This window comes from Sinomonas sp. P10A9, assembly GCF_041022165.1.
Taxonomy (GTDB): domain Bacteria; phylum Actinomycetota; class Actinomycetes; order Actinomycetales; family Micrococcaceae; genus Sinomonas; species Sinomonas puerhi.
Window position 1 is genome coordinate 1,884,863 of record NZ_CP163302.1, and the last position, 25,980, is coordinate 1,910,842.

Annotated in this window: 21 protein-coding genes; 16 read left to right on the top strand and 5 right to left on the bottom strand. The window is 69.4% G+C overall.

From position 1 onward, the window contains the following. Positions 1 to 10: 10 nt before the first annotated feature. Entirely contained in the window at positions 11 to 2,584 is a 2,574-nt protein-coding gene (locus AB5L97_RS08540) for a DNA gyrase/topoisomerase IV subunit A (protein WP_423246834.1), read from the bottom strand. A 54-nt stretch (positions 2,585 to 2,638) separates the two neighbouring features. Here AB5L97_RS08540 and AB5L97_RS08545 point away from each other — a divergent pair, with 54 nt between their 5' ends. Genes AB5L97_RS08545 through AB5L97_RS08560 form a run of 4 tightly spaced genes read left to right on the top strand, consistent with a single transcriptional unit; the run spans position 2,639 to position 8,165 of the window. Next, positions 2,639 to 5,422, top strand: coding sequence for a GNAT family N-acetyltransferase (locus tag AB5L97_RS08545; RefSeq protein WP_369047189.1), 2,784 nt, complete (start codon positions 2,639 to 2,641; stop codon positions 5,420 to 5,422). A gap of 42 nt (positions 5,423 to 5,464) precedes the next feature. Continuing rightward, on the top strand, positions 5,465 to 6,166 hold the full coding sequence (locus tag AB5L97_RS08550; RefSeq protein ID WP_374049229.1) for a DUF5998 family protein: 702 nt from the start codon (positions 5,465 to 5,467) through the stop codon (positions 6,164 to 6,166). A 21-nt stretch (positions 6,167 to 6,187) separates the two neighbouring features. Further along, entirely contained in the window at positions 6,188 to 7,486 is a 1,299-nt protein-coding gene (locus tag AB5L97_RS08555) for an alkaline phosphatase family protein (RefSeq protein WP_369047190.1), read from the top strand. Further along, positions 7,479 to 8,165, top strand: coding sequence for a thymidine kinase (locus AB5L97_RS08560; protein WP_369047191.1), 687 nt, complete (start codon positions 7,479 to 7,481; stop codon positions 8,163 to 8,165). Before AB5L97_RS08555 ends, AB5L97_RS08560 begins: the two co-directional genes overlap by 8 nt. A gap of 38 nt (positions 8,166 to 8,203) precedes the next feature. Here the strand turns inward: AB5L97_RS08560 and sepH are convergent, their stop codons facing one another. Further along, positions 8,204 to 9,637 (bottom strand): septation protein SepH, encoded by a 1,434-nt coding sequence (gene sepH / locus AB5L97_RS08565; protein WP_369047192.1) that lies wholly within the window; start codon positions 9,635 to 9,637, stop codon positions 8,204 to 8,206. Positions 9,638 to 9,934: 297 nt separating this feature from the next. Between sepH and AB5L97_RS08570 the strand changes: the two genes are divergently transcribed. Then, positions 9,935 to 10,234, top strand: a complete 300-nt coding sequence (locus AB5L97_RS08570; protein ID WP_229232680.1) for a DUF4193 domain-containing protein — start codon at positions 9,935 to 9,937, stop codon at positions 10,232 to 10,234. Positions 10,235 to 10,359: 125 nt separating this feature from the next. Here the strand turns inward: AB5L97_RS08570 and AB5L97_RS08575 are convergent, their stop codons facing one another. Next, on the bottom strand, positions 10,360 to 10,860 hold the full coding sequence (locus AB5L97_RS08575) for a DUF3093 domain-containing protein (RefSeq protein ID WP_307956561.1): 501 nt from the start codon (positions 10,858 to 10,860) through the stop codon (positions 10,360 to 10,362). A 143-nt stretch (positions 10,861 to 11,003) separates the two neighbouring features. Between AB5L97_RS08575 and dut the strand changes: the two genes are divergently transcribed. The 5 genes from dut to AB5L97_RS08600 all read left to right on the top strand — a co-directional run bounded on the left by dut (position 11,004) and on the right by AB5L97_RS08600 (position 14,750). Then, complete coding sequence (dut, locus tag AB5L97_RS08580; RefSeq protein WP_369047393.1) at positions 11,004 to 11,498, top strand: dUTP diphosphatase; 495 nt, start codon at positions 11,004 to 11,006, stop codon at positions 11,496 to 11,498. Positions 11,499 to 11,597: 99 nt separating this feature from the next. Beyond that, positions 11,598 to 12,332 carry a DUF3710 domain-containing protein gene (locus AB5L97_RS08585; RefSeq protein ID WP_374049228.1) on the top strand — a complete coding sequence of 245 codons (735 nt, stop codon included), beginning with the start codon at positions 11,598 to 11,600 and terminating at the stop codon, positions 12,330 to 12,332. Continuing rightward, positions 12,325 to 12,642: an OB-fold nucleic acid binding domain-containing protein gene (locus tag AB5L97_RS08590; protein ID WP_307956560.1), complete on the top strand. Its 318-nt coding sequence runs from the start codon at positions 12,325 to 12,327 to the stop codon at positions 12,640 to 12,642. The genes AB5L97_RS08585 and AB5L97_RS08590 overlap by 8 nt, the downstream gene beginning before the upstream one ends. 1 nt (position 12,643) lies before the next feature. Beyond that, positions 12,644 to 13,381, top strand: coding sequence for a DUF3159 domain-containing protein (locus tag AB5L97_RS08595; protein ID WP_369047193.1), 738 nt, complete (start codon positions 12,644 to 12,646; stop codon positions 13,379 to 13,381). A gap of 61 nt (positions 13,382 to 13,442) precedes the next feature. Further along, positions 13,443 to 14,750 carry a hypothetical protein gene (locus tag AB5L97_RS08600; protein WP_369047194.1) on the top strand — a complete coding sequence of 436 codons (1,308 nt, stop codon included), beginning with the start codon at positions 13,443 to 13,445 and terminating at the stop codon, positions 14,748 to 14,750. Positions 14,751 to 14,778: 28 nt separating this feature from the next. On the opposite strand, the gene AB5L97_RS08605 is transcribed toward AB5L97_RS08600, so the two are convergent. Then, the gene (locus AB5L97_RS08605; protein ID WP_307956557.1) at positions 14,779 to 15,507 is read right to left on the bottom strand and encodes a potassium channel family protein; all 729 of its coding nucleotides are present in this window, start codon (positions 15,505 to 15,507) and stop codon (positions 14,779 to 14,781) included. Next, the gene (locus tag AB5L97_RS08610; protein WP_307956556.1) at positions 15,504 to 16,178 is read right to left on the bottom strand and encodes a potassium channel family protein; all 675 of its coding nucleotides are present in this window, start codon (positions 16,176 to 16,178) and stop codon (positions 15,504 to 15,506) included. The genes AB5L97_RS08605 and AB5L97_RS08610 overlap by 4 nt, the downstream gene beginning before the upstream one ends. Before the next feature lie 56 nt (positions 16,179 to 16,234). Here AB5L97_RS08610 and AB5L97_RS08615 point away from each other — a divergent pair, with 56 nt between their 5' ends. The 6 genes from AB5L97_RS08615 (at position 16,235) to AB5L97_RS08640 (ending at position 25,967) form a co-directional block, all read left to right on the top strand. Continuing rightward, positions 16,235 to 18,208: an APC family permease gene (locus AB5L97_RS08615; protein ID WP_369047195.1), complete on the top strand. Its 1,974-nt coding sequence runs from the start codon at positions 16,235 to 16,237 to the stop codon at positions 18,206 to 18,208. Further along, positions 18,205 to 19,626, top strand: a complete 1,422-nt coding sequence (locus AB5L97_RS08620) for a class I SAM-dependent RNA methyltransferase (protein ID WP_369047196.1) — start codon at positions 18,205 to 18,207, stop codon at positions 19,624 to 19,626. The genes AB5L97_RS08615 and AB5L97_RS08620 overlap by 4 nt, the downstream gene beginning before the upstream one ends. Positions 19,627 to 19,777: 151 nt before the next feature. Then, entirely contained in the window at positions 19,778 to 22,615 is a 2,838-nt protein-coding gene (locus tag AB5L97_RS08625) for an aconitate hydratase (protein WP_369047197.1), read from the top strand. Positions 22,616 to 22,744: 129 nt separating this feature from the next. Further along, positions 22,745 to 24,820 carry a 1-deoxy-D-xylulose-5-phosphate synthase gene (gene dxs / locus AB5L97_RS08630; protein ID WP_369047198.1) on the top strand — a complete coding sequence of 692 codons (2,076 nt, stop codon included), beginning with the start codon at positions 22,745 to 22,747 and terminating at the stop codon, positions 24,818 to 24,820. Next, the gene (locus tag AB5L97_RS08635; RefSeq protein ID WP_307956551.1) at positions 24,817 to 25,413 is read left to right on the top strand and encodes a DUF402 domain-containing protein; all 597 of its coding nucleotides are present in this window, start codon (positions 24,817 to 24,819) and stop codon (positions 25,411 to 25,413) included. Before dxs ends, AB5L97_RS08635 begins: the two co-directional genes overlap by 4 nt. Continuing rightward, a complete protein-coding gene (locus tag AB5L97_RS08640) occupies positions 25,410 to 25,967 on the top strand; it encodes a hypothetical protein (protein ID WP_369047199.1) in 558 nt (185 codons plus the stop codon). Before AB5L97_RS08635 ends, AB5L97_RS08640 begins: the two co-directional genes overlap by 4 nt. The last annotated feature ends 13 nt before the right edge of the window (positions 25,968 to 25,980 follow it).

Here is a 25,980-nt window from a genome sequence, read left to right on the forward strand (position 1 = left end):
CGCCGGTGCATCACGTGAGGCTGGGTCCGATCTCGTCCACCGACTGGCTCAGCGGCACACCCGAGCCGTCGCGGCGGCCGTGTTCGCTCGGCAGCGAGCGCGCCACGCCTGCCGCCGACGAGGCCTTCGCGGGCCCTCGGCCCACCCACGCGAGCGTCAGCCGGTCCTCCCCCTTGAGGAACCGATGCGAGCGCACGCCGCCGGTCGCACGGCCCTTCGCAGGGTACTCGTCGAACGGAGTCACCTTCGCGGTCCCGGCGGTGGTCCCTGGCAGGGCGGCGTCGCCGTTCGCAATCGTGACCACGACGGCGCTGTGTCCAGTAGCGTCGCCTGCGTCACCGGCGGACACCACGCCGAAGAAGATAGCCGTATCGCCCTCGGCGAGCTTGATCCCGGCCATGCCGGCGGCGGTGCGGCCCTGCGGACGCACCACCGACGCGTCGTAGCGCAGCAGCTGCGCCTGCGCCGTGACGAACACGAGGGTGTCGGCGTCCGCCGCCGGCGCGGCTCCGATCACGGCGTCGCCCGGCCTGAGCGTGATCGACTCCCAGTCCTCGCGGTTGAGGGGGTAGTCCGATGTGACGCGCTTGACCACGCCCTGGGCGGTGCCGATCGCGATCACGGTGTCCAGCGGCACGAGCGCCACGAGCGTCTCGCCCTTGGCGAGCGGGACGAAGTCCTTCATCGGCACCCCGCCGGCCAGATTGGGAAGCCCGGTCGAGGCGGCCAGCATCGGGAGGTCGACGGTCTGAAGGCGCAGCATCCGGCCCGCCGAGGTCAGGGCGCCCACCTCGCCGCGCGCCGTCGTGTGCACGACCGAGCGGAACACGTCGTGCCGCACCCGTGGCCCCGACTCGACAAGCGGTTCGTCGTGGGCGGTGCGCGCCACCATGCCCGAGGCGGACAGGATCGCCCAGCAGGGGTCGTCGGCGATCTCCAGCTGCAGCGGCGCGGCCTTCGCGGCGGCCGAGGTCCCGGCTGCCGCAGCGCCAGCGGCAGCTCCGATCGCACCACCGGCCGAGGCCCGGCTCCCGAGGGCGGGCGCGTCGTCGTGCTCGAGGAGTACCGTGCGGCGCGGCGTGCCGTACGTGGCGGCGACTTCGCCGAGCTCGCGCGAGACGAGTTCGCGCAGGAGGGTGTCCGAGCCGAGGATCGCCTCGAGCTCCTCGATCTCCCGGCGCAGCTCGTCCTGCTCCTTCTCGAGCTCGATCCGCGAGTACTTGGTGAGCTGGCGGAGACGCAGCTCGAGGATGTAGTTGGCCTGGATCTCGGTGAGGTCGTAGACCATCATGAGGCGTTCGCGTGCGGCCGCGACCTCGTCGGAGGTGCGGATGATCTGGATGACCTCGTCGATGTCCATGATGGCCACGAGAAGGCCCTCGACAAGGTGCAGGCGGTCCTTGCGCTTGCCGAGCCGGAACGCGGTGCGGCGCCGCACGACGTCGAGCCGGTGGCCCACGTACACGCGCAGGAGCTCGAGCAGCCCCAGCGTCTGCGGCTGGCCGTCCACCAGCGTGACGTTGTTGATGCCGAATGAATCCTCGAGCGGCGTGTAGCGGTAGAGCTGCTGCAGGACCGCCTGCGGATTGAAGCCGTTCTTGACCTCGATGACGAGCCGCAGCCCGTGCTGGCGGTCGGTGAGGTCGGTGACGTCGGAGATGCCCGTGAGCTTCTTGGAGTTGACGGCGTCCTTGATCTTCTCGATGACCTTCTCAGGCCCCACCGTGTACGGCAGCTCGGTCACGACGAGGCCCGTGCGGCGAGCCGAGATCTGCTCGACCGCGACCTTGGCACGGGTCTTGAACGAGCCACGGCCCGTCCGGTACGCGTCGCGGATGCCGTCAAGCCCCACGATCCGCCCGCCGGAGGGCAGGTCGGGGCCGGGCACGAGGTCCATGACGTCCTCGAGCGTCGCCTCGGGGTTCTCGATGACGAGCTGGGCGGCAGCAATGACCTCGACGAGGTTGTGCGGCGCCATGTTCGTGGCCATGCCCACCGCGATGCCCGTGGTGCCGTTGACGAGCAGGTTGGGGAACGCCGCGGGGAGGACCTCGGGCTGGGTCAGCTGTCCGTCGTAGTTCGGGACAAAATCGACGACGTCCTCGTCGAGGTTGCCAGTGAGGGCGAGCGAGGCCGCGGCCAGGCGGGCCTCGGTGTAGCGCGGGGCGGCCGGACCGTCGTCGAGCGAGCCGAAGTTGCCGTGCCCGTCGATGAGCGGCAGTCGCAGGGAGAAGCCCTGTGCCATGCGCACCATCGCGTCGTAGATGGCCGTGTCCCCGTGTGGGTGCAGCTTGCCCATGACCTCGCCGACCACCCGCGCGCTCTTCACGTGCGCGCGGTCCGGGCGCAGTCCCATGTCGCTCATCATGTAGAGGATGCGGCGCTGGACCGGCTTGAGGCCGTCGCGGGCATCGGGGAGCGCCCGGGAGTAGATGACGGAGTAGGCGTACTCGAGGAAGGACGTCTCCATCTCCTCGGCGACGTCGATGTCGGTGATGTTCTCCGCGAAGTTGTCGGTTCCGGGGAGAGCATCCGTGCCGGAGAGCTGTCCAGCGCTGCTGCGCGGGTTCTGTCGACGTGCCAAGACTCGGTAGATCCTTCATGTGGTGGTGCAGGGAGGCTGAACTAGGCTAAGCCTATGGCGGACTCGGCATCGACGGACGCATTTGGCCAGCCCAGCGCACCTGAGGGCCACTATCCGCATCACTGGGAGGCAGACGTCGTACTCCGCGACGGCGGGACGGCCCACCTGCGACCGATCCGCCCCCAGGATGCTCAGGCCCTCCAGGACTTCCATATCCACCAGTCCGAGAGCTCGACCTACCTGCGGTTCTTCAGCTACAAGACGCGCCTGACGAGTGCCGAGCTCAAGCGCTTCACCGAGGTCGACTACAGCAACCGGGTGGCCCTGGTCATCACCCTCGGCGAGGAGATCATGGGGGTCGGACGCTACGACCGCCTCACCGACCCGACCGAAGCAGAGGTCGCGTTCAACATTGCGGACCGCCATCAGGGCCGCGGGCTCGGCTCGATCCTCCTCGAGCACCTCGCCGCGGCCGCGCGGGAGAACCAGATCCGGCGCTTCACGGCCGAGGTCCTGCCGGAGAACCGCAAGATGCTCACGGTGTTCGCCGACGCCGGGTACGCGGTCAGTCGGCATTTCGACGAGGGCGTCGTGAGCGTCGAGTTCGAGATCGATCCAACCGAGAAGTCCCGCGCGGTCATGGAATCCCGTGAACACCGTTCCGAGTCCAAGAGCGTCCTCGGGCTGCTCGCGCCGACCTCCGTTGCCGTCATCGGCGCGAGCCGCACGTGGGGGACGCTGGGCTACCAGCTGCTCGAGCACATCGTCGAGGGGGGCTTCACCGGGCGCGTGTACGCGGTGAACCCCGAGGCGCTCGAGCTCGGCGGCATGATGGCGCACGCGCGGATCGGCGAGGTCCCCGAGACCGTCGACCTCGCCCTCGTCGCGGTCCCCTATGACGAGGTGCCCGGCGTCGTCGCCGAATGCGCCGCCGCAGGCGTCAAGGGCGTCGTCATCGCCTCCGGCGGATTCGCCGAGCGGGGCGAGGAAGGCCTCCTGCGCCAGCGGGAGATCGTGAGGCACGCGCGCGCCCACGGCATGCGCGTCGTCGGGCCCGAATCGCTCGGCGTCGTGAACACAGACCCCCGAGTGCGACTCAATGCCTCGCTCGCCCCGCGGCTTCCGCGTCGGGGCAGCCTGGGCCTGTTCAGCCAGTCGGCGTCGATCGGGGTGGCCCTGTATGCCGCGGCCGAGCAACGGCGTCTCGGCTTCACTGCGATCTTCTCCTCGGGCAACAGGGCGGACGTGTCCGGCAACGACCTCATGCAGTACTGGGAGGACGACGAACCGACGCGCGCGGTGGGGCTGTACTTCGAATCGTTCGGCAACCCCCGCAAGTTCTCCCGCATCTCGCGGCGTCTGGCGCGCAGCAAGCCGGTCATCGTCGCCAAGAGCGACGTCACCGGGCTCCGGCTCCCGCCTGGCCATTCGGTCCGGACCACGCAAGCGCCGCCCGGGGCGCTCGACGCGGTGCTCCGGCAATCCGGCGTCATCCGCGTCGGGACTATTGAGGGGCTCATCGACGTCGCCCAGATCGCTGTCGGGAGGCTGCCCGCAGGTCCCAACGTCGCGGTGCTGAGCAACGCGCTCGGGCTCGCGCGAGTGGTCGCGGACAGCGCTGAGGGCGAGGGGCTCAACGTCGTCGCAGTGGCCGGCGACCTCGACCTTTCCCAAGGCCAGTCCCTCGCGCTTCCCGAAATGAACCGTCGGCTGACCGATGTGGGGGCGCGCGATGACGTCCATGCCGTCGTCGTCGCGGTCCTGCCAGCGCCCGGCGTGCGCGTGCCTGCTCTGGCCGAGACCCTGGCCGAGGCCGCCGAGGCTCTCGGAAAGACTGTCGTTGCAGCGTTCCCCGGAGTGATTGACCGTCGTGTGGACACCGAGGGACTCCTGCCCGCGGCGGATGGGGCCCCGCAGGACGCCGCACCGTCCGCGGCGGCAGGTTCAGCGCCTGAGGCCGTGCCGGCGGCAGCATCCGCGACGGTGCCCAGCTACGCGAGCGCGGGCGACGCCGTGACCGCGCTCGCCGCCGTCGTACGGTACAGCGAGTGGCTCGCGCGCGACCAGGGTCCGCTCTTCGAGGCGGACTTCGACGACGACGCAGCCGAGGCGATCATCGGCTCCGCCCTCGCGGGAGTCGAGGGTACCGAACTGCGACAGCTCGGCCCCGAGGACGCTGCGCGGCTCCTGGCGTGCTACGGCATCGCCGTCCTTCCCGCGCTGGGCATCGCGACCGCGGACGAGGCAGTGGCGGCCGCCGACGCGCTCGGCTGGCCCGTAGCCATCAAGTCCGCCGCGGACAACCTCCGGGCGCGCCTCGACCTCGGAGCTGTCCGGCTCGACGTGCGCGACGCCGCCGACCTCCGGGCTGAGTTCGACCAGATGCGCACTGCGCTGGGCCCCTATGGCGAAGCCCATTTCGAGGTCCAGAGCATGGCCCCGCTCGGCCAGGCCTGCGTGATCAGGGCGATCGAGGATCCGCTCCTCGGCCCGATCCTCTCCTTCGGGCTCGCGGGCGACGCCGTGTCCCTCCTCGACGACTGGGCGCACCGCATGACGCCGCTCACCACGGGCGACGTCCACGAGATCGTCCGCGCGCCGCGGACCGCCGTCAAGCTGTACGGCCACGAAGGCCTCCCAGCCCTCGACGTGCCGGCGCTCGAGGACCTCGTGGGCCGTGTCTCGCTGCTCAAGGACCGCCACCCCGAGGTATCACTCCTCGAGCTCAAGCCCGTCGTCGTGAGCGCGCAGGGCCTCACAGTGCTCGCTGCTTCGGTGTGGGTGGGGAACCCGGCCCAGCGCATGGACAGCGCTCGCAGGGCCATGATCGCCCAGTGACGTGACACCTCCTTTTGAGCTGTTCCGCAACGTTCTGGGAGAATGGCACCCATGAGCCACTTCCCGTCCGGCGCACCCACAGGCCAGCACGGCAGTCAGGGGGAGGGGGAGACCCTGACCGCGGCGCTCGAGAGGACGGGCTTCTACCCGCTGCTCGTCGGCCATGTGGTCGAGGACGCCCTCGACGGCCGCACGCCGGTCGCCCACCTGAGCCACCTCGAGACCCACTTCGAACGTGCCGAGGTCCGCCGCCATGTGACTGTCCTCGTGCTCACGGATGACATGCTCGTCGTCACCCATGTCGACGAGTCGCCCCTCGACGAGAAGGGGAGCCGCGTCGCCGCCCAGGTGTCCACGGAGTCAGTCCCCGTCGCCCAGATCGCCACCGTGGTGCTGTCCTATGTGTATGCCGATCCTGCCGAGTACACGGCCGGAGACCCGGTGAGCGAAGTGACCCTGGCCATCGCGTGGAGCGGCGGCCAGCGCGTCGACATGGTGCCCGCCGGATGCGGTGACCCCCAGTGCGAGGCCGACCACGGGTATACCGGCACCGTGGCCCAGGAGGACCTCGTGCTGAGGATCAGCGCCGATGCCGACGGCCCACGCGCCGTCGGCACCGCGAAGCACTTCGCCCGACTGCTGCGCGCCCTGAGCACGGGCTCGCGGCCGCTTCCACCCGCACCCACGAGGCCCCGCCTTGCCGGCCTGGCCTCGAGGACGCTGCGCGGCCACGGTGGCCGCTAGATGACGGCAGCCTCCGACTCTATGCCCAGCCGCACCCCGTCCAGCACACCAACCGCTTCTGCGGCCGGATCTGCGGCCAGCGGCGCTGTGCCCCTGCCGCCGCCACCCGCCTTCGGCTCGCGATCCATCGCCGATGTCCTCCCGTCCTGCGCCGCAGCGCTCGGCGTCCAGGGGTTTCCCAATCCCCTGGCCATCCCCGCGTCCTCGCGCATCTGCCTCGTGATGGTCGACGGTCTCGGCCGCAACCTCCTGTCCAAGCGGACGGCCCATACTCCCTTCCTGCGCGAGAAGCTCTCAGCAGGCCAGGGCGCCATCCCCGAGACGCTGGACGCGGCATTCCCGAGCACCACGGCGGCGTCGCTGGCAAGCCTCGGCACGGGCGTCCCGCCCGGCCAGCACGGCATGGTGGGGTACGACGTCTACGCTCCGCACCTCGACCGCGTCGTGAACCAGCTCAACGGCTGGGATCCCGACGTCGACCCTCAGCGCTGGCAGCCGTGCCCCACGATCTTCGAGCGGATCCATCCCGATATCCACGTTGCGACGGTGAGCCTGCCGCAGTTCGAGGGCTCGCCCATGACACGTGCGGCCCTGCGCGGCGGTGAATTCATCGGTGCGGTGAGCCTCCACGCGCGCACGACGGCGGCTGCCGAGGCTATGGCGGAGCACCCGCGGATGCTGGCGTACTTCTATCTGAACGAGCTCGACAAGGCCGGTCACCAGTACGGCTGGACCTCGGCCGAATGGACGGTGGCCCTCGAGGAGGTGGACTCGTCCCTGCGGCGCCTCGATGCCCAGCTTCCCGCAGGGACCCTCATCCTCGTCGTGGGCGACCATGGGATGGTGGACATCGCTCCCTCGCGGCGACTCGATATCGGCGCCGATCCCTCCTTGACCGAGGGCGTCCGGCACACCGCTGGGGAACCCCGCATGGTTCACCTCCACGTCGAGCCGCCGCGGAACGGCCGCGGCGCGGGTCACCCCGCGAAAGACGATGCGGCGTACGACGCCGCGGTGGCCGCGGTCGCTGCCCGTTGGCGCGAGCGACTCGGGAACCAGACCTGGATCCTCACACGCCGGGAGGCCATCGACCACGGCCTGTTCGGGCCGGTGGTGACCGAGAGCGTGCACGCGCGGATCGGCGACCTCATCGTGGCCGTGCATGGCGATGTGGCCCTGTACGACGGCCGCCGGGTGCGTCCTCAGGCGTTCGAGATGGTCGGCCAGCACGGGTCGTGGACCAAGGCCGAGAGGCACGTCCCGCTCATCGCGTTCCGCGCACGGGGACGGGTCCAGGGGAAGCGCTCGGGCCGTGGCTGAGCTCGTCTTCTTCACCGGCACGATGGACAGCGGCAAGTCGACCCTGGCCCTCCAGATGGACTACAACCACCGTGCCGGAGGCCGTCTGGGCCTCCTGTTCACGCGCCATGACCGTTCGGGGGAAGCCGCCATCACGAGCCGACTCGGCCTCAGGACACCCGCGATCGAGGTCACGGCGTCGTCGAGCTTCTGGGACGAGGTCGTCCGGCGTCGAACCCATGGGGAGGAGGTGGACTACCTCATCTGCGACGAAGCCCAGTTCTACCGCGCGGAGCAGGTCGATGACCTTGCCCGAGTCGTGGACGAGCTGGAGGTGGACGTGTACGCCTTCGGGATCGGGACCGACTTCCGCGCGCGCCTGTTCGAGGGTTCGCAGCGGCTCGTGGAGCTCGCCGACAGGATCGAGAGCCTCCAGGTGCCGACGCTGTGCTGGTGCGGCCGGCGGGCAACCCACAACGCGCGCACGGTCGGCGGGACGATGGTCCGGACGGGGGAGCAGGTCGTGGTCGCGGATATCACCGGCCGAGGCACTCTTCCGCCCGCAGGCGTGACGGCTCAAGGCCAGCCCGTCGAGGTCGGGTACGAGACCCTGTGCCGCCGGCACTACATGGCCGGGCGCACCGCCGCGACGGCGGACGTCATGGGCGAGGGGGAGCAACTCCTGCCGTTCGGTGAATAGCAGATCGCTCGAGGCAGGTGCTTCCCGCGCGGCCGGGGTCAGTCGCCCTTAGTCCCGAAGACGATCTCGTCCCAGCTCGGGACGGAGGAGCGCTTGGGCCTTCCGGACCGCCGCGGCGTCTCCTGGCCCGGACCGGGCTGGCGTGGCTCCGGCCGCGCTGAGTCGGTGCCGCCAGACGCCACCTGCGTTGATTCCGTGCGGCCGATCTCTGGGCCGCGGGATTCCGTGGGCCGGGACTCCGAGTTCGCTGGCGCGCCGGCGTAGGGGGCGTCCTCCGGGGAGCTGCCCCCTTGAGAGGTCACCCCCGAGGTGTGCTCCTGATCGCCTGCCTCGTGATCGGGCCCTGGCGGATGTGCAGAGGGGACCAAGGTGATCTCGTGGGTGGCCGTGCTGATGCCCGGCTTGAGACCGAGGCTGTCGTCTCCCTCGTGCACGCGAGGGTTCAGGCGTGAGAGCAGCGATGTGATCCCTCCGCGCGGCGCGGCAACGCGGTCGTCGTCCGCCGCGCTCCCCGGTCGGGTGGGGCGATCGTGACGCTCGGCGCCGTCTGTGACCTCGGCGTCGTCGTCAGCATCCGCGGGGTCAGCGTCGGAGGGTCGTGGATGCGCAGCCGGGATGCCATGCGTGAGGAGGAGCGCGAGCGCATCGTCGCCGTCCTCGTCGACGCCGAGCCGTTGCCCGCGCCGGGCACGCAGCATGTCCAGCAGCTCGGCCTCACGGTCAAGGGGCGTCGGGAGGGCTGCCTCCGCGCGGCGCATGGCCTCCGGTGCCTCGACATCGAAGGGCCTGTCGGACACGGCTGCGAGGCGGCGCCGAGGGGCCGGGCCGTCGAGGGGCTCGAGTTCGCTGAGCTGCTGCGCCCACCGATTGGCGTTGGCCACCGTGCGGTGGATGGGGTGGTAGGTCCACATCGCGGGCGGCTCTTCTCCGATGGACGACGGCGCGCCGTCGGGCAGCTCGAAGCGCGCGACCACGGTCCATTGGCCGTCGGGACGTCGCCACGAGTCCCACTCGACGCTGTCCGCAGACACGCCGTGGAGGGAGAGCCGGTAGGCGGCCATCTCTCCGAGCGTTGCGGGCCGATCGGCCTGGGGGCCGCGCAGGGCATCGTGCGTGGGGAGCCGCCCTGGCACCTCGACGCCTTGGGCGCGCCGTGCCACGTGCTCGCGCTCCGCCAGGACAGGCCCCTCGAAGCGCTGCACGCGCGCGAGCGGGATGCCGGACGAGACCGCAACCTCCTCGGCAGTTGCCCCGCCCCGGATCTCGGCCTGAATCTGTCGTGGTGTCATACCGGCGCCATCGCCGGTCGCTGGACGCTGGGGTGCGGGCCTGGAGACGGCGCGGCGCAGCGCCTCGTCGAGCGGGAGCCGGAAGACATCTCCGTTCGCCGCGCTCACGAGGAGGTGGGCTCCGTCCTCGTGGACACCCACGAGCCGCAGTTCCTGCGCTTGATCCTGCGCTCGCTCCCGCATTGAGGCCCTCCAGCTAGCTTTTAGTCTGAGTAGAACTGTGCCATTTGCCGGGGGAAAACACGGGCTGCGCACGCGGTGCGCCGCGAATTTCCAAGCATGTTCGACCCCAATAGGCAGGTGCCCGTGGCCCATCGCGGTGGTTCTGGACGGAATATTCCGGGCCGGAGTGGCGTTTTGAGGCTGCATCGGGAACAATCTCCCCCGTCACTGGGCACAAAATGGGGGCCGAGTGCGTTGGAGTGGACTACGTGGGATGCCACGTGACTAGCTAGCTTTACGGAGCGTGAACGAAGAACTATGGCGACCGACTACGATGCGCCGCGCAAGAACGAGGAAGAGCTCAACGAGGATTCCATCGAGGAGCTGAAGTCCCGCCGCACCGACAAGCAGTCCGCTTCGGTGGACGAGGACGAGGCGGAGGCCGCGGACAGCTATGAGCTGCCCGGCGCCGATCTCTCCGGCGAGGAACTCCTCGTGCGTGTGCTGCCGGCACAGGCCGATGAATTCACGTGCGCCTCGTGCTTCCTCGTCCGTCACCGCTCCCAGATTGCACGGGAGAAGAACGGCCTGCTATACTGCAAGGAGTGCGAGGGCTGAGCCCTCGGCGCGCGCAAGGAAAACAGAAAATCGGTGGCCCCGGGCGCGACAGCGCGCCGGGGCCACCGTGCATTCCAGAACGGAGTTTCGCCTCTGACGGTCTCGTCCGCCAGCCCGTTGTCCCGTCAGACGGACTCGGCCGGCCCGGGATGGTCGGTGAGCGCAGCCACGAGCTGGGCCGGATGGCGGGTCGAGACGAGCCAGTATGGCGTGCGGTCGTCCGGGTCGTTGAGCTCGAGGCGCACCACGGACGAGATCCAGCCGCGGATGCAGAGGTACGCGAGCCCGTGGAGCCGTACGCCGCGTTCAGCGGTTGCCTCGTCTCCCGTGAACGCCTCAGCATCACCGGCGACGGCGAGTGGGAGGGTCGCACGTCCGGCGCGGAAGGACTTCGCGGTGACCACGACTGCTGGGGTCGAGGCGATCAGGGCGCCCGCGAGGATGACGAAGAGCACCATGGCGGCTGTGTAGCCGGCAGCAAGGCTGATCGGCGCGAACACGAGGATACCCGCCGCCGAGACGCCGATGGTCACGAGCCAGACCCACCAGGCGGGCCACAGCTTCTCTGAATAGACAACGGGGTCTGCGGTGCCCGCGGCGGGGGCGGGCGTCGTGGCTTCAGGCATAGTCCCAAGCTTTCCACCCCCCGCGGCGTGGCGACAAAACCGGGCCTCGCGCGCAGGGCCGCTACAGTTGACGGGTGAGTGCGCAGCAGCAGACAGTTTCCGAGGGCATTTCCGGTTCCAATCGGATTTCTGGTTCCAATGGGATTTCCGGTTCCGATGGGATTTCCGGCGACGCGTCGGTCTGGGAGCCGACCCTCGAGGTCCAGCTCAAGATGCTCGACGACGGGATCGAGCCGCCGTCCTACGCGCACCCGGGCGATGCCGGTGCGGATCTCAGGGCCCGAGTCGACGTCACCCTGGCCCCTGGAGAGCGGGCCCTCGTGCCGACCGGTGTGAGCATCGCCCTCCCGTTCGGCTTCGTCGCCCTCATCCACCCACGCTCGGGTCTCGCCACGAAGCACGGCCTCACCGTGGTCAACGCCCCGGGTACCGTGGACGCCGGATACCGCGGCGAGCTCGCGGTGACGCTGCTGAACACCGACGCCGCGCACACGCTCACCCTCCGGCGTGGCGATAGAATCGCACAGATGGTGATCCAGCGCGTCGAGCATGCGCGCTTCGTCCCCGTCGAAGAACTGTCCGAATCCGTGCGCGGCTCGGGGGGCTTCGGTTCGACCGGCGGATTCACTGCCCAGTAGCCGGTGCGTCCTGCGCGAGTGCCCGGCACATCCAAGTGCCCGGCCGCGGCGGGCAACGACTGGGGCCGGCCAGGCTGCCGGCAAGACTAAGGAGTTTGTGTGGCACTGTTCGGACGCGGCAAGAACGCCAAGCTGACGGCCGAGGACGCTTCGGTGCTCAGCACGCCGGCCCAGAAGCGTCCCGAGCCGGACAAGAGCGGCTACGGGCGCGCGCAGAAGGGGCCTTTCGACGCGAGCGAAGCCAGCACCGAGAGCGGGTATGTCGACCTCGGCTCCATTCTCGTGCGGCCTACCGATGGCCTCCAGCTGCGCCTCGAGCTCGAGGAGGCCACGCAGCGAGTTGTCGCTGTCACCATGGACCTCTCAGGATCGAGCCTCCAGCTCCAGGCATTCGCGGCTCCCCGCTCTGAGGGCCTCTGGGGCGAGATCCGCGCCCAGATCGCGCAGTCGGTCGAGAGCCAGGGCGGCACCGTCGAGGAGACCGAGGGCAGCTTCGGCCCCGAGCTCGTAGCCCGGCTCCCCGCAGACGCCTCGGGGGAGGGCCGCAGCTACCGCGCGGCCCGATTCATGGGCGTCGACGGTCCGCGCTGGTTCCTCCGCGGCGTCATCGGCGGGCGGGCGGCCGAGAGCCGCGAAGGCTCCGCCGAGCTCGAGGACCTCTTCCGCCACGTCGTGGTGGACCGCGGCGAGTCGCCGCTTCCTCCGCGTGAGCTCCTGCCACTGCGCATCCCCGTTGAGGCTGCCCCGCACGAGAACGGCCGCGGTCACACCGCCCAGGCGCAGCAGCAGCCGCAGGCGCCGGAGCGGGGACCGGAGATCACCCATCTTGGCTGAGCGCACGGGCGCGATACGGCTCGAGGGCTTCGGCGGACTTCCCGAGCGTGGCCTCGTGGCGGGCCAGGGCGTGGTCCGGTCCCTCACGTTCGTGCCCGCGGGAGACGCGCCGCGCCTCACGGCCGTCATCGAGGACGAGTCGGCACTGCCGGGGCGGGGCCCTGCGCTGTGCCTTGTGTGGCTCGGGCGCCGCAGGGTCAGCGGCGTCAATGCGGGCACCCGACTCCGCTTCTCCGGGATGCTGGCCCACTTCCACGGCACGCCCACCATCTACAACCCGCGCTACGAGATCCTGGCCCAGGAGGACTGACATGACCGCACCCTATGGCGGCCACGAGGCCCCAGACGGCGAAGACCAGAAGCAGGGCGAGCGCGCCCCGAGCGCGGCGGACCTCGCGGGTGCATACGCAGCCAAGGCGGGGCTGCACCGGCACCACGATGGGCGGATCGACGTCCTCCGCAGCGCCGGAGGGGTGCGGGGCATGCTCGAGAGCATCCTGCCAGGACTCGTTTTCCTCGCATACTTCACCCTCGCGCAGGACCTCGTGCTCGCCGTCGTACTGTCGCTCGTGGTGGCGGCCGTGTTCGTCGTCGTGCGCCTCGTGGGCAGGACACCGCCGACCCAGGCGTTCGCCGGGATCATCGGCATCGGTGTCTCCGCGGCTCTCGCGCTCTTCACCGGCCGCGCCGAGAATTTCTATCTCTACGGCTTCTTCACCAACGGGGCGTACATCGTTGCCCTTATGGCATCGGTCCTGCTCAAGTGGCCGCTCATGGGGGTCATCTTCGGGTTCCTCCGCAATGAGGGCCTCCACTGGCGTCAGAATCCGGTCCGGGCACGGCAGTACCGGCTGGGGACATGGATCATGGTCGCCGTGCTCGGCCTTCGGCTCATCGTTCAGATGCCGCTGTACTTGATGGGCGACGCCGGCCTCACAGCCCTCGGTGCGACGCGCCTGCTCATGGGCGTGCCGCTGTACGCGCTCGGCCTCTGGGTCGCCTGGCTCGTCACGCGTCCGATCGGAGCACCGGGGCCGGAAGGGGACTGATCCGGCGAGGTCGTGCCAGTTGGCCCTATCCGGTCCTCCTCGGCGCACCTAGCCTCGACGCATGGAGAACAAGGCCCTGAGGGTAGTCTTCCCGATCTTCCTCGGCATCCTGATCGCGCTGCTCGTCGGCTTCGGCGTCCAGGTCTTCTATCCGCAGCCCGAAATGTACGTAGGGCCGCAGGGCGGGAGCGAGAACACCTACCTCGCGTACCACCAGACACTCCAGGACTACAACGGGATTGTTTCCGGTGCGGTCTCGGCGATAGGCGCCGTGCCACTTGTGGTGGGGTCGCTCCTCCCGAAGCGACTCGTCGTGATCGCCGATGGGCTCCTGCTCGGCGGGGTCTTCACGCTCGTGTACGCCGCAGGACGCGGCATGGGCGCGACCGCTGGCCTCGGCACGGCCGCGAGCTTCGCCGCCGTAGGGGTGGGCTTCCTCTTGGCCCTGGCAGCGCTCTTTGTGCGTCAGACGGGGTGGACGCTGCGGCGGAACGCCCGAGCCTCGTCGTCGTCCGACGTCGACGACGCGACGCTCGCCGTCGTCTTCCCCCTCGCGGCGGCGCCACTGGCAGCGATGGTGGTCTCGCTCGGCATCCAGGCGTTCTATGCCCAGCCCTACCTGGGCGGGTACTTCGGGTCGGGCTATCCGGACACGATGGCAGTCTACGGGCGCAACTCCGCCCTCATCGCCTCGTCGGCGGCAGTAGTTCTCCTCGCCGCGGGGTTCGCGCTCGTGCGGCGCGCATCGATCCCGGCCGATGCGCTCCTGCTCGGCGGCCTCGTTGCCCTTGTCATGGGTACGACACGGGCCATCAGTCCCAAGACCGCGGTCGTCAGCTTCGTCGTGGGCGTCTTCGCGCTGCTCGTTGCACTCGTGGTCGGCCACCTGCGGATGGTCGGGCGGCGTTGGCTCCCTGCAGCGGAGGCGGACGGCTCCGGGCCCCGGGCTGGCTCGCGGATGTTCGCGGTACTGCATCCGCTGGCCACGGGCGTACTGGCCGTCGTGGTCTTCTTTGTGGGCATCAACGCGTTCTACCCCGAGCCGACGGTCGGAGGAACCCAGTCGGCATGGCTGCGGACCGTGAGCCTGAGCGCGACGATCGTCGCCGTCGTCCTGCTCGTTGCGAGCCTCGCGCTCGGACGGATCTCCTCCGCCGATGCCAACGCGCTGCTGGTGAGCGGGCTGTTCACGCTGGTCGCGGGCGTCGTGCCCGCCGCCATGGCGGGCGAGCAGACGATCGTGTTCATCGCGCTGGCCGTTGCCCTCGTGGTCGTCCTCTTCGTGGGGTACCGGCGCTTCGCGGGGCGCGGACGCGGGCCTAAAGCACCCATGGGTGCCCCGCCCCTCCCGCCCGCGCCTGCCGCCTAGAGACCGCAGCCCGGAGTCGGGAGGTGCCTCAGCCGTCGAACGCGGCGTCCTCGTCGTCAGCGAGGACAGGCATCTCCTCGGACCTGTCGGACTTCTCGGACTGGGGCGCGAGGAGGCCGCGCAGGTCATCCTCGCCAGCGATCGTCGAGATGAAGAACAGCTCGTCCCTGTGGTCGATCACATCGTCCCGGCTCGGGGCGATCGGCTTCTGGTCGCGGAGGATCGCCACGAGCGTGCAGTCCTCCGGCCACTCGATCTGGCCAACGGTCTTGCCCACGACGAGGGAGTCGGCGGGCACCGTGAACTCGACGATAGAGGACACTCCCGTCTGGAGGGTCAGGAGGCGCACGACGTCGCCGATCTCTACGGCCTCCTCGACGAGGGCCGTCATGAGCCTCGGAGTGTTGACCGCGACGTCGACACCCCACGAGCCGTCGAACATCCAGTCGTTCTTCGGATTGTTGACCCGGCCCACGGTGCGGCCCACGCCGAACTCCGTCTTGGCCAGGAGCGAGACGACGAGGTTGACCTTGTCGTCGCCCGTCGACGACACAACGACGTCGGCCTCGTCGACTTTGGCCTCCTTGAGGGTCGAGAGCTCACACGCGTCGCCGATGAGCCACTTCGCCCCGCGGAGCCCACTGCGTCCGATGACCTCGGGCTTGGGGTCGATGAGCAGAACCTCGTGGCGGTGCGCCAGCAGCTCCCGCGCGATCGAACTGCCGACGCTGCCGGCTCCGGCAATGATGACCTTCACTCGGACTCCTTGGCAGGCGGCGCGGACAGGATGCGGGAGACCTCGGCTCCGTCGGCGATGTCCATCATGACGTGAACCGTGTCGCCCTCCTGGTAGGCGGTGGTCGAGGTGGGCAGGATGCCTTCGCCGAACCGGGTGATATAGGCCACGCGCACACGGGCCGCGTGTTCGATCCTGGCCAGAGGCTGGCCCAGCCACGTGGGGTCCACGGCGACCTCCGTGAGCACGAGGCGTCCCGACGGGTCGCGGTAGTCGCCCGCAACGCCGGATTCGGGCAGGATGCGCCGCAGGACCTGATCGGCGGACCACCGGACCGCGGCGACGGTGGGGATGCCGAGCCGCTGGTAGATCTCGGCGCGTCCCGGATCGTAGATGCGGGCGACGACGTGCGGCACGTGGAACGTCTCACGCGCCACCCGGGTGGCGAGGATGTTCGAGTTATCGCCGCTCGAGACGGCCGCGAACGCGTAGGCGTCCTCGATCCCGGCCTGCTTCATCGTGTCGCGGTCGAAGCCGATTCCCGTGACCTTGCGGCCAGAGAAGGTCCTGCGCAGGCGGCGGAAGGCGCGATCGTCCTGATCGATGATGGCAACGGAGTGGCCGGAGTCCTCAAGGGTGTGGGCCAGGGTGACGCCGACGCGTCCGCAGCCCATGATCACGTAGTGCGCCATGGCCCCCAATGTACCGCGCGATGACATATCCCGCGGTTGTCGCATAACGTGTCAGGGTGCTGACGATATTTAATGCGGTCAAGCGCGTGGTGGTGGGCCGCGCGCTGCGCAGCGACCGACTCGCGCACACGCTCCTCCCCAAACGCATCGCGCTGCCGATCTTCGCCTCGGATGCGCTCTCTTCCGTGGCGTACGCGCCCGACGAGGTCTTCCTCACTCTGGCGCTTGCCGGCGTGTCCGCTGTGGCATTTTCGCCCTGGGTGGGGCTCGCGGTCATCCTCGTGCTCGTCACGGTCGTTGCGTCGTACCGGCAGAATGTCCACGCCTACCCGTCGGGCGGCGGTGACTACGAGATTGCCACCGAGAACCTCGGCAGGTTCGCCGGGCTCACGGTCGCGAGCGCGCTGCTGGTCGACTACGTGCTCACGGTGGCCGTGTCCATCTCATCTGCCGCGACCTACCTGACCACAGCGGTGCCTTCGCTCCACGGCACGCAGGCGGTGATCGCCGTCGTGGGCGTGGTGGTCCTCGCCCTCGTGAACCTGCGGGGGATCCGCGAGGCGGGCACGGTGTTCGCAGTTCCCACGTACGTGTTCATGGCCTCAATCCTCGGCATGACCCTGGTTGGGATCATCCAGTGGCTCACCGGCACCCTGAGGCCAGCCCAGAGCGCCGACTTCACCATCGTCGCCTCACCCGAATTCGATCAGGGGCTCGTGGGCCTCGCGGGCGCGTTCCTCCTGCTCAGGGCGTTCTCCTCGGGTGCGGCGGCGCTCACCGGCGTCGAGGCCATCAGCAACGGCGTGCCGAACTTCCGGCCGCCCAAGAGCAGGAACGCGGCCACGACCCTGCTCCTCCTCGGCGCGGTCGCCGCATCGATGCTCGCCGGTATCATCTTCCTCGCCAACGTGACCCGCGTGCATCTCGTGCAGGACCCCGCCACCGAACTCCTCAAGGACGGTCAGCCACTCTCCGGCGAATACATCCAGACCCCGGTCATCGGCCAGATCGCCGACTCCGTCTTCGGCACGGGCAGCATCCCGTTCTACATCGTCGTTGCGGCGACCGGCGTGATCCTCGTCTTCGCCTCCAACACGGCGTTCAACGGCTTTCCGGTCCTCGGCTCGATTCTCGCCCAGGACGGCTACCTCCCGCGCCAGCTGCGCACTCGCGGCGACAGGCTGGCGTTCAGCAACGGGGTCCTCGCCCTCGCGGCCGGCGCGATCGTCCTGATCGTTGCGTTCAACGCCGATGTCACCCGGCTCATCCAGCTCTACATCGTCGGTGTCTTCGTCTCGTTCACCATGAGCCAGCTCGGGATGATCCGCCACTGGACGCGGGAGCTCAAGCGCGTCAAGGACCGGGCGGTGCGCGTGCGCATGCAGCGTTCGCGGGTCATCAACACCATCGGGTTCGCGATGACTGCAACCGTCCTCGTCATCGTGCTCATTACCAAGTTCGAGCACGGAGCCTGGATCGCCCTCCTCGCGATGTTCGCCATCTTCCTCATCATGTCGAGCATCCGCGTGCACTATACGAACGTTGCGCGTGAGCTCGCGGTCGGCGACGACGTCTCGGCCCGCGCGCTGCCCAGCAGGGTCCACGCTGTCCTGCTGGTCTCCCACGTGCGCAAGCCCGTGCTGCGTGCGCTCGCCTATGCACGGGCATCCCGTCCGTCGAGGCTCGATGCCGTGACGGTGGACATCAGCCCCGAGGAGACCGCCCAGACGGTGTCGGACTGGGAGAAGCTCGAGATCCCGGTTCCGCTCACCGTGCTTGCGAGCCCCTACCGAGAGACGGTCACCCCGCTCATGGACTACATCCGCGGCATGCGACGTGACTCTCCGCGGGACCTGATCGTGGTCTACATCCCCGAGTACGTAGTGGGCAAGTGGTGGGAGCAGCTGGTGCACAACCAGACCGCTCTGCGCATCAAGACCCGGCTCCACTTCGAGCCGGGCGTCATGGTCGCGTCCGTCCCGTGGCAGCTGAAATCGAGCGAGGAAGCCAGGAGGCTGCAGGAACTGTGAGCTCAACCGAAGAGACAGGCCCCGCACACGTCCTCGAGCTGCGCCTGGGGCCTGTAGCCCACGGAGGGCATATGGTCGCGCGCCACGAGGGCCGGGTTGTGTTCGTCCGACACGGCATCCCCGGCGAACTGGTCCGCGCCGAGCTCACCGATGGGGGAGACGACGCGAAGTTCTGGCGCGCCGACGTGGTCGAGGTCCTCGAGCCTTCGCCGCACCGCCGCGACCACCCCTGGGACCGTGCCGACTCGCTCGCCGCGCATGCGCGGGGCGGCCTGCCCGTAGGCGGGGCCGAGTTCGGCCACATCGCGCTCCCCGAGCAGCGTCGCCTCAAAGAAGCCGTGATCCGGGAACAGCTCTCCCGACTCGCCGGCGTCGGGCAGAGCGGGACTGAGCTCGGCGGGACTGAGCTCGGCGCGACCGGGCACGGTGCGGGACTCGATGTCGAGGTCGAGCCGGTCCCGCTCGCCGCGGGTTCGCACGACGACGCCGGAGGCCTAGCGTGGCGGACCCGCTGCAGCTTCGCGGTGACACCGGACGGCAGGCTCGCGATGCACGCCCACCGGTCCGAGACGCTCATCCCCGTGGAGGACATGCCGCTCGCGACGCGGGAGATCAACGACCTGCGCCTCTGGGACCTCGATCTGCGCGGCGTCGAGCGCCTCGAGGTCGCGGCGCCCGCCTCCGGTTCGGCGCCCCACGTGCTGTTCGGCCTCGCCGACGGTGTGGCGCCGTCGAAGCTCGCGGGTGCCCTGGAGGGGCTTGACCCGGCCGTCTCGGTGAGTGCTGTGGGTCCTACAGCAGGGAAGACGCCGATCACGATCAGGGGACGGGGCTCGGTCTCCGAGCACGTCCTCGGGCACCACTACACGGTCACCGGGGACGGTTTCTGGCAGATCCACCGCCGCGCGCCCGAGACCCTCGTGACCGCCGCCATGGAGGCGCTCGACGGCGTCCTCGCGCCCGGTGCGCAGGTGGCCGACCTCTACGCGGGTGCCGGCCTGTTCACGGCACCGCTCGCGGCCGCGGTCGGACCGGGCGGTTACGTCCTCTCCGTCGAGGGCGCCCCCGGGACGAGCCGCGACGCGCGGCGCACGTTCAAGCGGCAGCCCGAGGTCGCCGTCGTGCAGGGGAAGGTCGAGCGCGTCCTGCGGCGGCAGAGTGACCAGGGTTCCTTCGACGCCGTCGTCCTCGATCCTCCGAGGGCCGGCGCCGGTCGGGACGTGGTCCGCCAGCTCATCGACATGGCACCGCGCGCTGTTGCCTATGTCGCCTGCGATCCCGCCTCGTTCGCCCGCGACCTGGGCTGGTTCCGCCAGGCCGGATGGCGGCTCGAGAGCTTCCGGGCCTTCGATCTGTACCCCATGACGCACCATGTGGAGACCGTCGGGCTCCTGCTGCCGCCACCGAAGGGCTGGTGACGCCGCGGTGAACCGTCGCCCCGCCGCACCGCGCGAACTAGGATGGGCCGGGATGGCCCCGGCCTGCAGGCAGGCGCGCGGTTAGGCATGCCTAACTAGCACCGCCCCGAGGCCGGGACAAAGATGGCAGTGTTGCGAGAGGAGTCCTGCATTGAGCACTGTGGACAGCTTCGGAGCCAAAGGCGTCCTGAACGTCGGCGGAACCGAGTATGAAATTTTCCGGCTGAACTCTGTGGAAGGCGCCGAAAGCCTCCCCTTCAGCCTCAAGGTCCTTCTGGAGAACCTTCTTCGCACCGAGGACGGCGCGAACATCACCGCGGACCACATCCGCGCACTCGCCGGCTGGGACGCGAACGCCCAGCCGAACACCGAGATCCAGTTCACCCCAGCCCGCGTCATCATGCAGGACTTCACCGGCGTCCCGTGCGTCGTTGACCTCGCGACGATGCGCGAGGCCGTCAAGGAGCTCGGCGGTGACCCCACGCGCGTCAACCCGCTGGCCCCGGCCGAACTCGTGATTGACCACTCGGTCCAGATCGACGTGTTCGGCAACGCCGGCGCGATCGAGCGCAACATGGAGATCGAGTACCAGCGCAACGGCGAGCGGTACCAGTTCCTGCGGTGGGGCCAGACGGCGTTCGAGGACTTCAAGGTCGTCCCCCCGGGCATGGGCATCGTCCACCAGGTCAACATCGAGTACCTGGCACGCACGGTCATGACCCGCTCAGTGAACGGCAAGCTCAGGGCCTATCCCGACACGCTCGTCGGCACCGACTCCCACACCACGATGGTCAACGGCCTCGGTGTGCTCGGATGGGGCGTCGGCGGCATTGAGGCCGAGGCAGCCATGCTCGGCCAGCCCGTCTCCATGCTCATCCCGCGCGTTGTCGGCTTCAAGCTCTCCGGGGCGATCCCGGCGGGCGCGACCGCGACGGACGTGGTGCTCACCATCACCGAGATGCTCCGCAAGCACGGCGTGGTCGGCAAGTTCGTCGAGTTCTACGGCGAGGGTGTCGCGGCGGTCCCGCTCGCGAACCGCGCGACGATCGGCAACATGAGCCCCGAGTTCGGCTCGACCGCCGCGATCTTCCCGATCGACGACGTCACACTCGACTACCTGCGCCTCACGGGCCGCCCCGACGAGAATGTTGCGCTCGTCGAGGCGTACGCCAAGGAGCAGGGCCTCTGGCACGACGCGGCCCACGAGCCGCGCTTCTCCGAGTACCTCGAGCTGGACCTCTCGACGGTTGTCCCGTCCATCTCCGGCCCGAAGCGTCCGCAGGACCGCATCGAGCTCTCGGATGCGAAGGAGCAGTTCCGCAAGGACCTGCACAACTACGTCGAGGTCGGCAACGGCCACGTCGAGGACGGCTCGGTCGACGAGACGGTGGACGAGTCCTTCCCGGCCTCGGATGCCCCGACCACGACCGAGGCTGACAGCCACGTGCACGAGACCGCTCGCCTCGCGAACCCGGTTGAGTCCGCAGCTTCGGGCGCGTTCGGCCGCCCGTCGGCCCCGAAGCACGTCACGATGGCCGACGGCCGCGAGTTCGAGCTCGACCATGGTGCGGTCTCGATCGCATCGATCACCTCGTGCACGAACACCTCGAACCCGTCCGTCATGCTCGCTGCCGCAGTACTCGCGCGCAACGCCGTCGACAAGGGCCTCGTCTCGAAGCCGTGGGTCAAGACCTCGGTTGCTCCGGGCTCCAAAGTCGTCACCGACTACTACGAGAAGTCCGGCCTCGTGCCGTACCTCGAGAAGCTCGGCTTCTTCACGGTCGGCTATGGCTGCACGACCTGCATCGGCAACTCGGGCCCCCTCGAGTCGGAGATCTCTGAGGCCGTCCAGGCCAATGACCTCTCCGTGACCGCGGTGCTCTCCGGCAACCGCAACTTCGAGGGCCGGATCAACCCGGACGTCAAGATGAACTACCTCGCGTCCCCGCCGCTCGTGATCGCGTACGCCCTCGCCGGCACGATGGACTTCGACTTCGACGCCGAGCCGCTCGGGCAGGACCAGCAGGGCAACGATGTCTTCCTTAAGGACATCTGGCCGAACCCGACCGAGGTCCAGGACGTCATGGACGCCTCGATCGACAAGGAGATGTTCGTCAGCTCGTACGCGACCATCTTCGACGGCGACGAGCGCTGGAAGTCCCTGCCGACGCCGACCGGCAACACGTTTGAGTGGGACGCCAAGTCCACCTACGTGCGCAAGCCCCCGTACTTCGAGGGCATGAAGGCGCAGCCCGACCCCGTCACGGACATCTCGGGCGCTCGCGTGCTGCTCAAGCTGGGCGATTCGGTCACGACCGACCACATCTCGCCGGCCGGTTCCTTCAAGTCGGACACCCCTGCGGGCCAGTACCTCCTCGCCAACGGCGTCGAGCGCAAGGACTTCAACTCCTACGGCTCCCGCCGTGGCAACCACGAGGTCATGATCCGCGGCACCTTCGCGAACATCCGCATCAAGAACCAGCTCCTGGACGGTGTCGAGGGCGGCTTCACGAAGGACTTCACGCAGGACGGCGCACCGCAGGCCTATGTCTACGACGCGTCCGTGAACTACCAGAAGGCCGGTACTCCGCTCGTGGTCATCGCGGGCAAGGAGTACGGCTCCGGCTCGTCCCGCGACTGGGCCGCGAAGGGTACGGCGCTCCTCGGCGTCCGGGCCGTCATCGCCGAGAGCTACGAGCGCATCCACCGCTCGAACCTCATCGGTATGGGCGTCCTGCCGCTGCAGTTCCCGGCGGGCGAGTCCGCCGCGACGATCGGTCTCACCGGCACCGAGGTGTATTCGTTTGAGGGCATCACGGCGCTCAACGACGGCACGACGCCGGCCACCGTGAAGGTGACCGCTACGGCAGAGGACGGCTCCGCGAAGTCGTTCGACGCCGTCGTGCGCATCGACACCCCCGGTGAGGCGGACTACTACCGCAACGGCGGCATCCTGCAGTACGTGCTGCGCCAGATCTCGGCGCACTGACGCAGTCTGCAAGCATGGAAGGGCCCTACCGATCGGTAGGGCCCTTCCGTGCTCGGGGAGGAGCCGTCGGCGACGCGGGCCCCGGAGGCGTTACAGTGGTTCGTGCACGTTTCGAGCAAGGAGTCGCCCTTGGGCATCTTGGAATCCGTCGAGGGTCCGAAGGATCTGGCGCGACTGAGCGCAGGGGAGCTCGACGACTTGGCCGGAGAGATCCGGCAGTTCCTGATCCGCAACGTCGCCCAGACGGGCGGTCATCTGGGACCGAATCTGGGCGTCGTCGAGCTCACCCTCGCTCTGCACCGCGTCTTCGAGTCCCCACGGGACAGCATCATCTTCGACACGGGCCACCAGTCCTACGTCCACAAGCTCGTGACTGGCCGCAAGGACTTCTCGACGCTGCGGCAGGAGGGCGGCATGTCCGGCTATCCGTCGCGGGCTGAGAGCGAGCACGACATCGTCGAGTCCTCGCACGCCTCTTCCTCGCTCTCGTGGGCCGACGGCATCTCCCGGGCGCGCAAGCTCACCGGTGAGGGCGACCGCTACACGGTCGTCGTGGTGGGCGACGGCGCGCTGACCGGCGGTATGGCCTGGGAGGCGCTGAACAACATCGCCTCGGACCAGGACCGCCGCGTGGTGATCGTGGTCAACGACAATGGCCGGTCCTACGCCCCGACCGTCGGTGGGGTGGCGGACTACCTTGCTTCGCTGCGCACCGCCATCGACAAGGTGCGCACCGCCCCGGCGTACGAGGGCGTGCTCGATGCCGCGAAGCGGCGGCTGCAGAACGGCGGGCCCTTCGGGCAGTTCGTCTACAAGGGCCTCCATGCCACCAAGAAGGGCATCAAGGACTGGTGGGCGCCGCAGGGCATGTTCGAGGACCTCGGCATGAAGTATGTCGGCCCGGTGGACGGGCATGACGAGCGCGCGCTCGAGGAGGCCCTCGCGACCGCCAGGAACTTCGCCGGACCCGTGATCGTGCATGCCATCACCGAGAAGGGCCACGGCTATGCCCCGGCCCGCAACCACGAGGCGGACCAGTTCCACGCCGTGGGCGTCATCGACCCGGAGACCGGGCAGCCCGCCGAGTCCGGCGCGGCGGCGTCGTGGACGTCCGTGTTCGCGGACGAGATCGCGAAGATCGCCGACGAGCGCCCGGACGTCGTGGGCATCACCGGCGCGATGCTCATCCCGGTCGGCCTGAACAAGTTCGCCGAGCGGCACCCTGACCGCGTGTTCGACGTCGGCATCGCCGAGCAGCACGCGGTCACGAGCGCTGCCGGTCTCGCGTTCGGCGGGCTCCACCCCGTCGTTGCCCTCTATGCGACCTTCCTCAACCGGGCCTATGACCAGCTGCTCATGGACGTGGCCCTCCACAAGGCCGGCGTCACCCTCGTGCTGGACCGGGCCGGCGTCACCGGCCCCGACGGCGCGAGCCACCACGGCCAGTGGGACATGGCGCTCGTCCAGAGCGTGCCCGGGCTGCACCTCGCGGCGCCTCGCGACGCGACCCGGCTGCGAGAGGAACTGCGCGAGGCGATCGCGGTCGACGACGCCCCTACGGTCGTGCGGTTCTCGAAGGGCGCCGTCGGGCCCGAGACGGAGGCCATCGAGCGACTGGCCGACGGCGTGGACGTGCTCGCGCGCACGGGCCACAGCGCCGTTCCCTTCGATGACCGCGGGCGCTCCGACGGTCTGGACAGCCGAGACCTCCACGACGGCCGGGACGTCCACGACAGCCAAGACGTCCACGACAGCCGGGAGGCAGGACCGGACGTCCTGCTGGTGGCCGTCGGCGCGATGAGCGACCTCGCGCTCGACGTCGCCCAGCGGCTCGACCACCAGGGCATCAGCTCGACGGTCGTGGACCCGCGGTGGGTCCTGCCCGTGCCGCGCAGCATCATCCGGCTGGCCGCACATCACCGGATCGTCGTGTGCCTCGAGGACGGAGTACGGGCAGGCGGAGTGGGCTCGCGGATCCGTCAGGAGATGCGCGCCGCTGGCGTCGACACTGCCCTGAACGAGGTGGGCCTGCCGGTCGAGTTCCTCGACCACGGGACCCGCTCGCAGGTGCTGGCCCGCGTGGGGCTCACCGCCCAGCAGGTGGCCCACGACATCGTGGCCCAGGTGCTCGGCACGAAGGTCCCCTTCGCGCGGCCCCTCCCGGGCCAGACAGCGCCCACGACCGGTACCATCCCGACACTGTGACGTGGGTGATCCAGCCCACCGCGGCCGGTGACGCGCCCCGCCCGGGTGAGCTCGTCGTCGCCCGCAACCGGAAGTGGGACGGCATGGCCCACTGGGTGGTGCCCGGCTACGGCCTGGGCGAGGACGAGCATGGCTGGTGGATCTATCAGGGCCGCGGCGAGTTCATCTCCCGCCCGGGGGCCGCCCTCCACACCCGCTCGGACGCGGTCCTCCTGATCCCGCGAGCTGGCGGTTACGCCGCGACGTTCTACGACGAGACCAACCCCGGCGACTTCCGCGTGTACGTGGACCTCGCATGGGACCTGTCCTGGCGCCGCATTGGGGAGCCCGCAGGTCCGGGGCACCCCGGCGTGGTCGAGTTCCACATGGTCGACATGGACCTCGACGTGATCCGCTCATCGAGGCACGGGGTGTTCGTGGACGACGAGGACGAGTTCAGCGATCACACGGTCTCGATGGCCTACCCGGACGGCCTCGTGGCTGCGGTGCGCGCCGAATGCACCCGCATCCACGCCGCAGTGCTCGACGCGACGGGTCCCTTTGAAGGAATCTCGGACGCCTGGATGGCGCTCGGACGGAAGGACTACTCATGAGCTACACCCGCCTGTACCGCCGCCGCGACGACGGGACGCTTGAGTTCCGCGAAGCGTGGCACGACGAGGAGGCCGCACAGTTCGTGATCAACCACGGGAGGGTGGGCCACCAGTCCGAGACGGAGGAGACCGACGACGTCGACGGCGCCACGGCCGAGGGTCTTATGGGAGCGTTCGAGGACCAGTGCGCCCAGGACGGCTACGGGCCGCTCGGGGACAAGGAGCTGTGGCGCGTCGTCGCGCAGTTCTCCCTCAAGACGGCGGGCGGCACCGACCGCGACCGTTCCCTCGAGCGGCAGGCCTCCGAAGCCCTCGCCGCGCACCTGGCATGGCGGGGCCTCGGAACGGTGGACGGCAGCTCGATCGACGGGAGCAGGCTGAACATCGTCATGACCTGCGTCGACGCTGGTAAGGCCGTCGCGGCCGTGAAGACCTGCCTCCGCGAGGCCACAAGCGACTTCACGAAGCTCTCGATCGGCGTCGCCCCCGTCACGGATCCCGAGGCATTCAAGCTCAGGCACGGTCCGGCCGGCGCCCGCGGCTTCGCCCTCTGACGCCCGCTTCGCA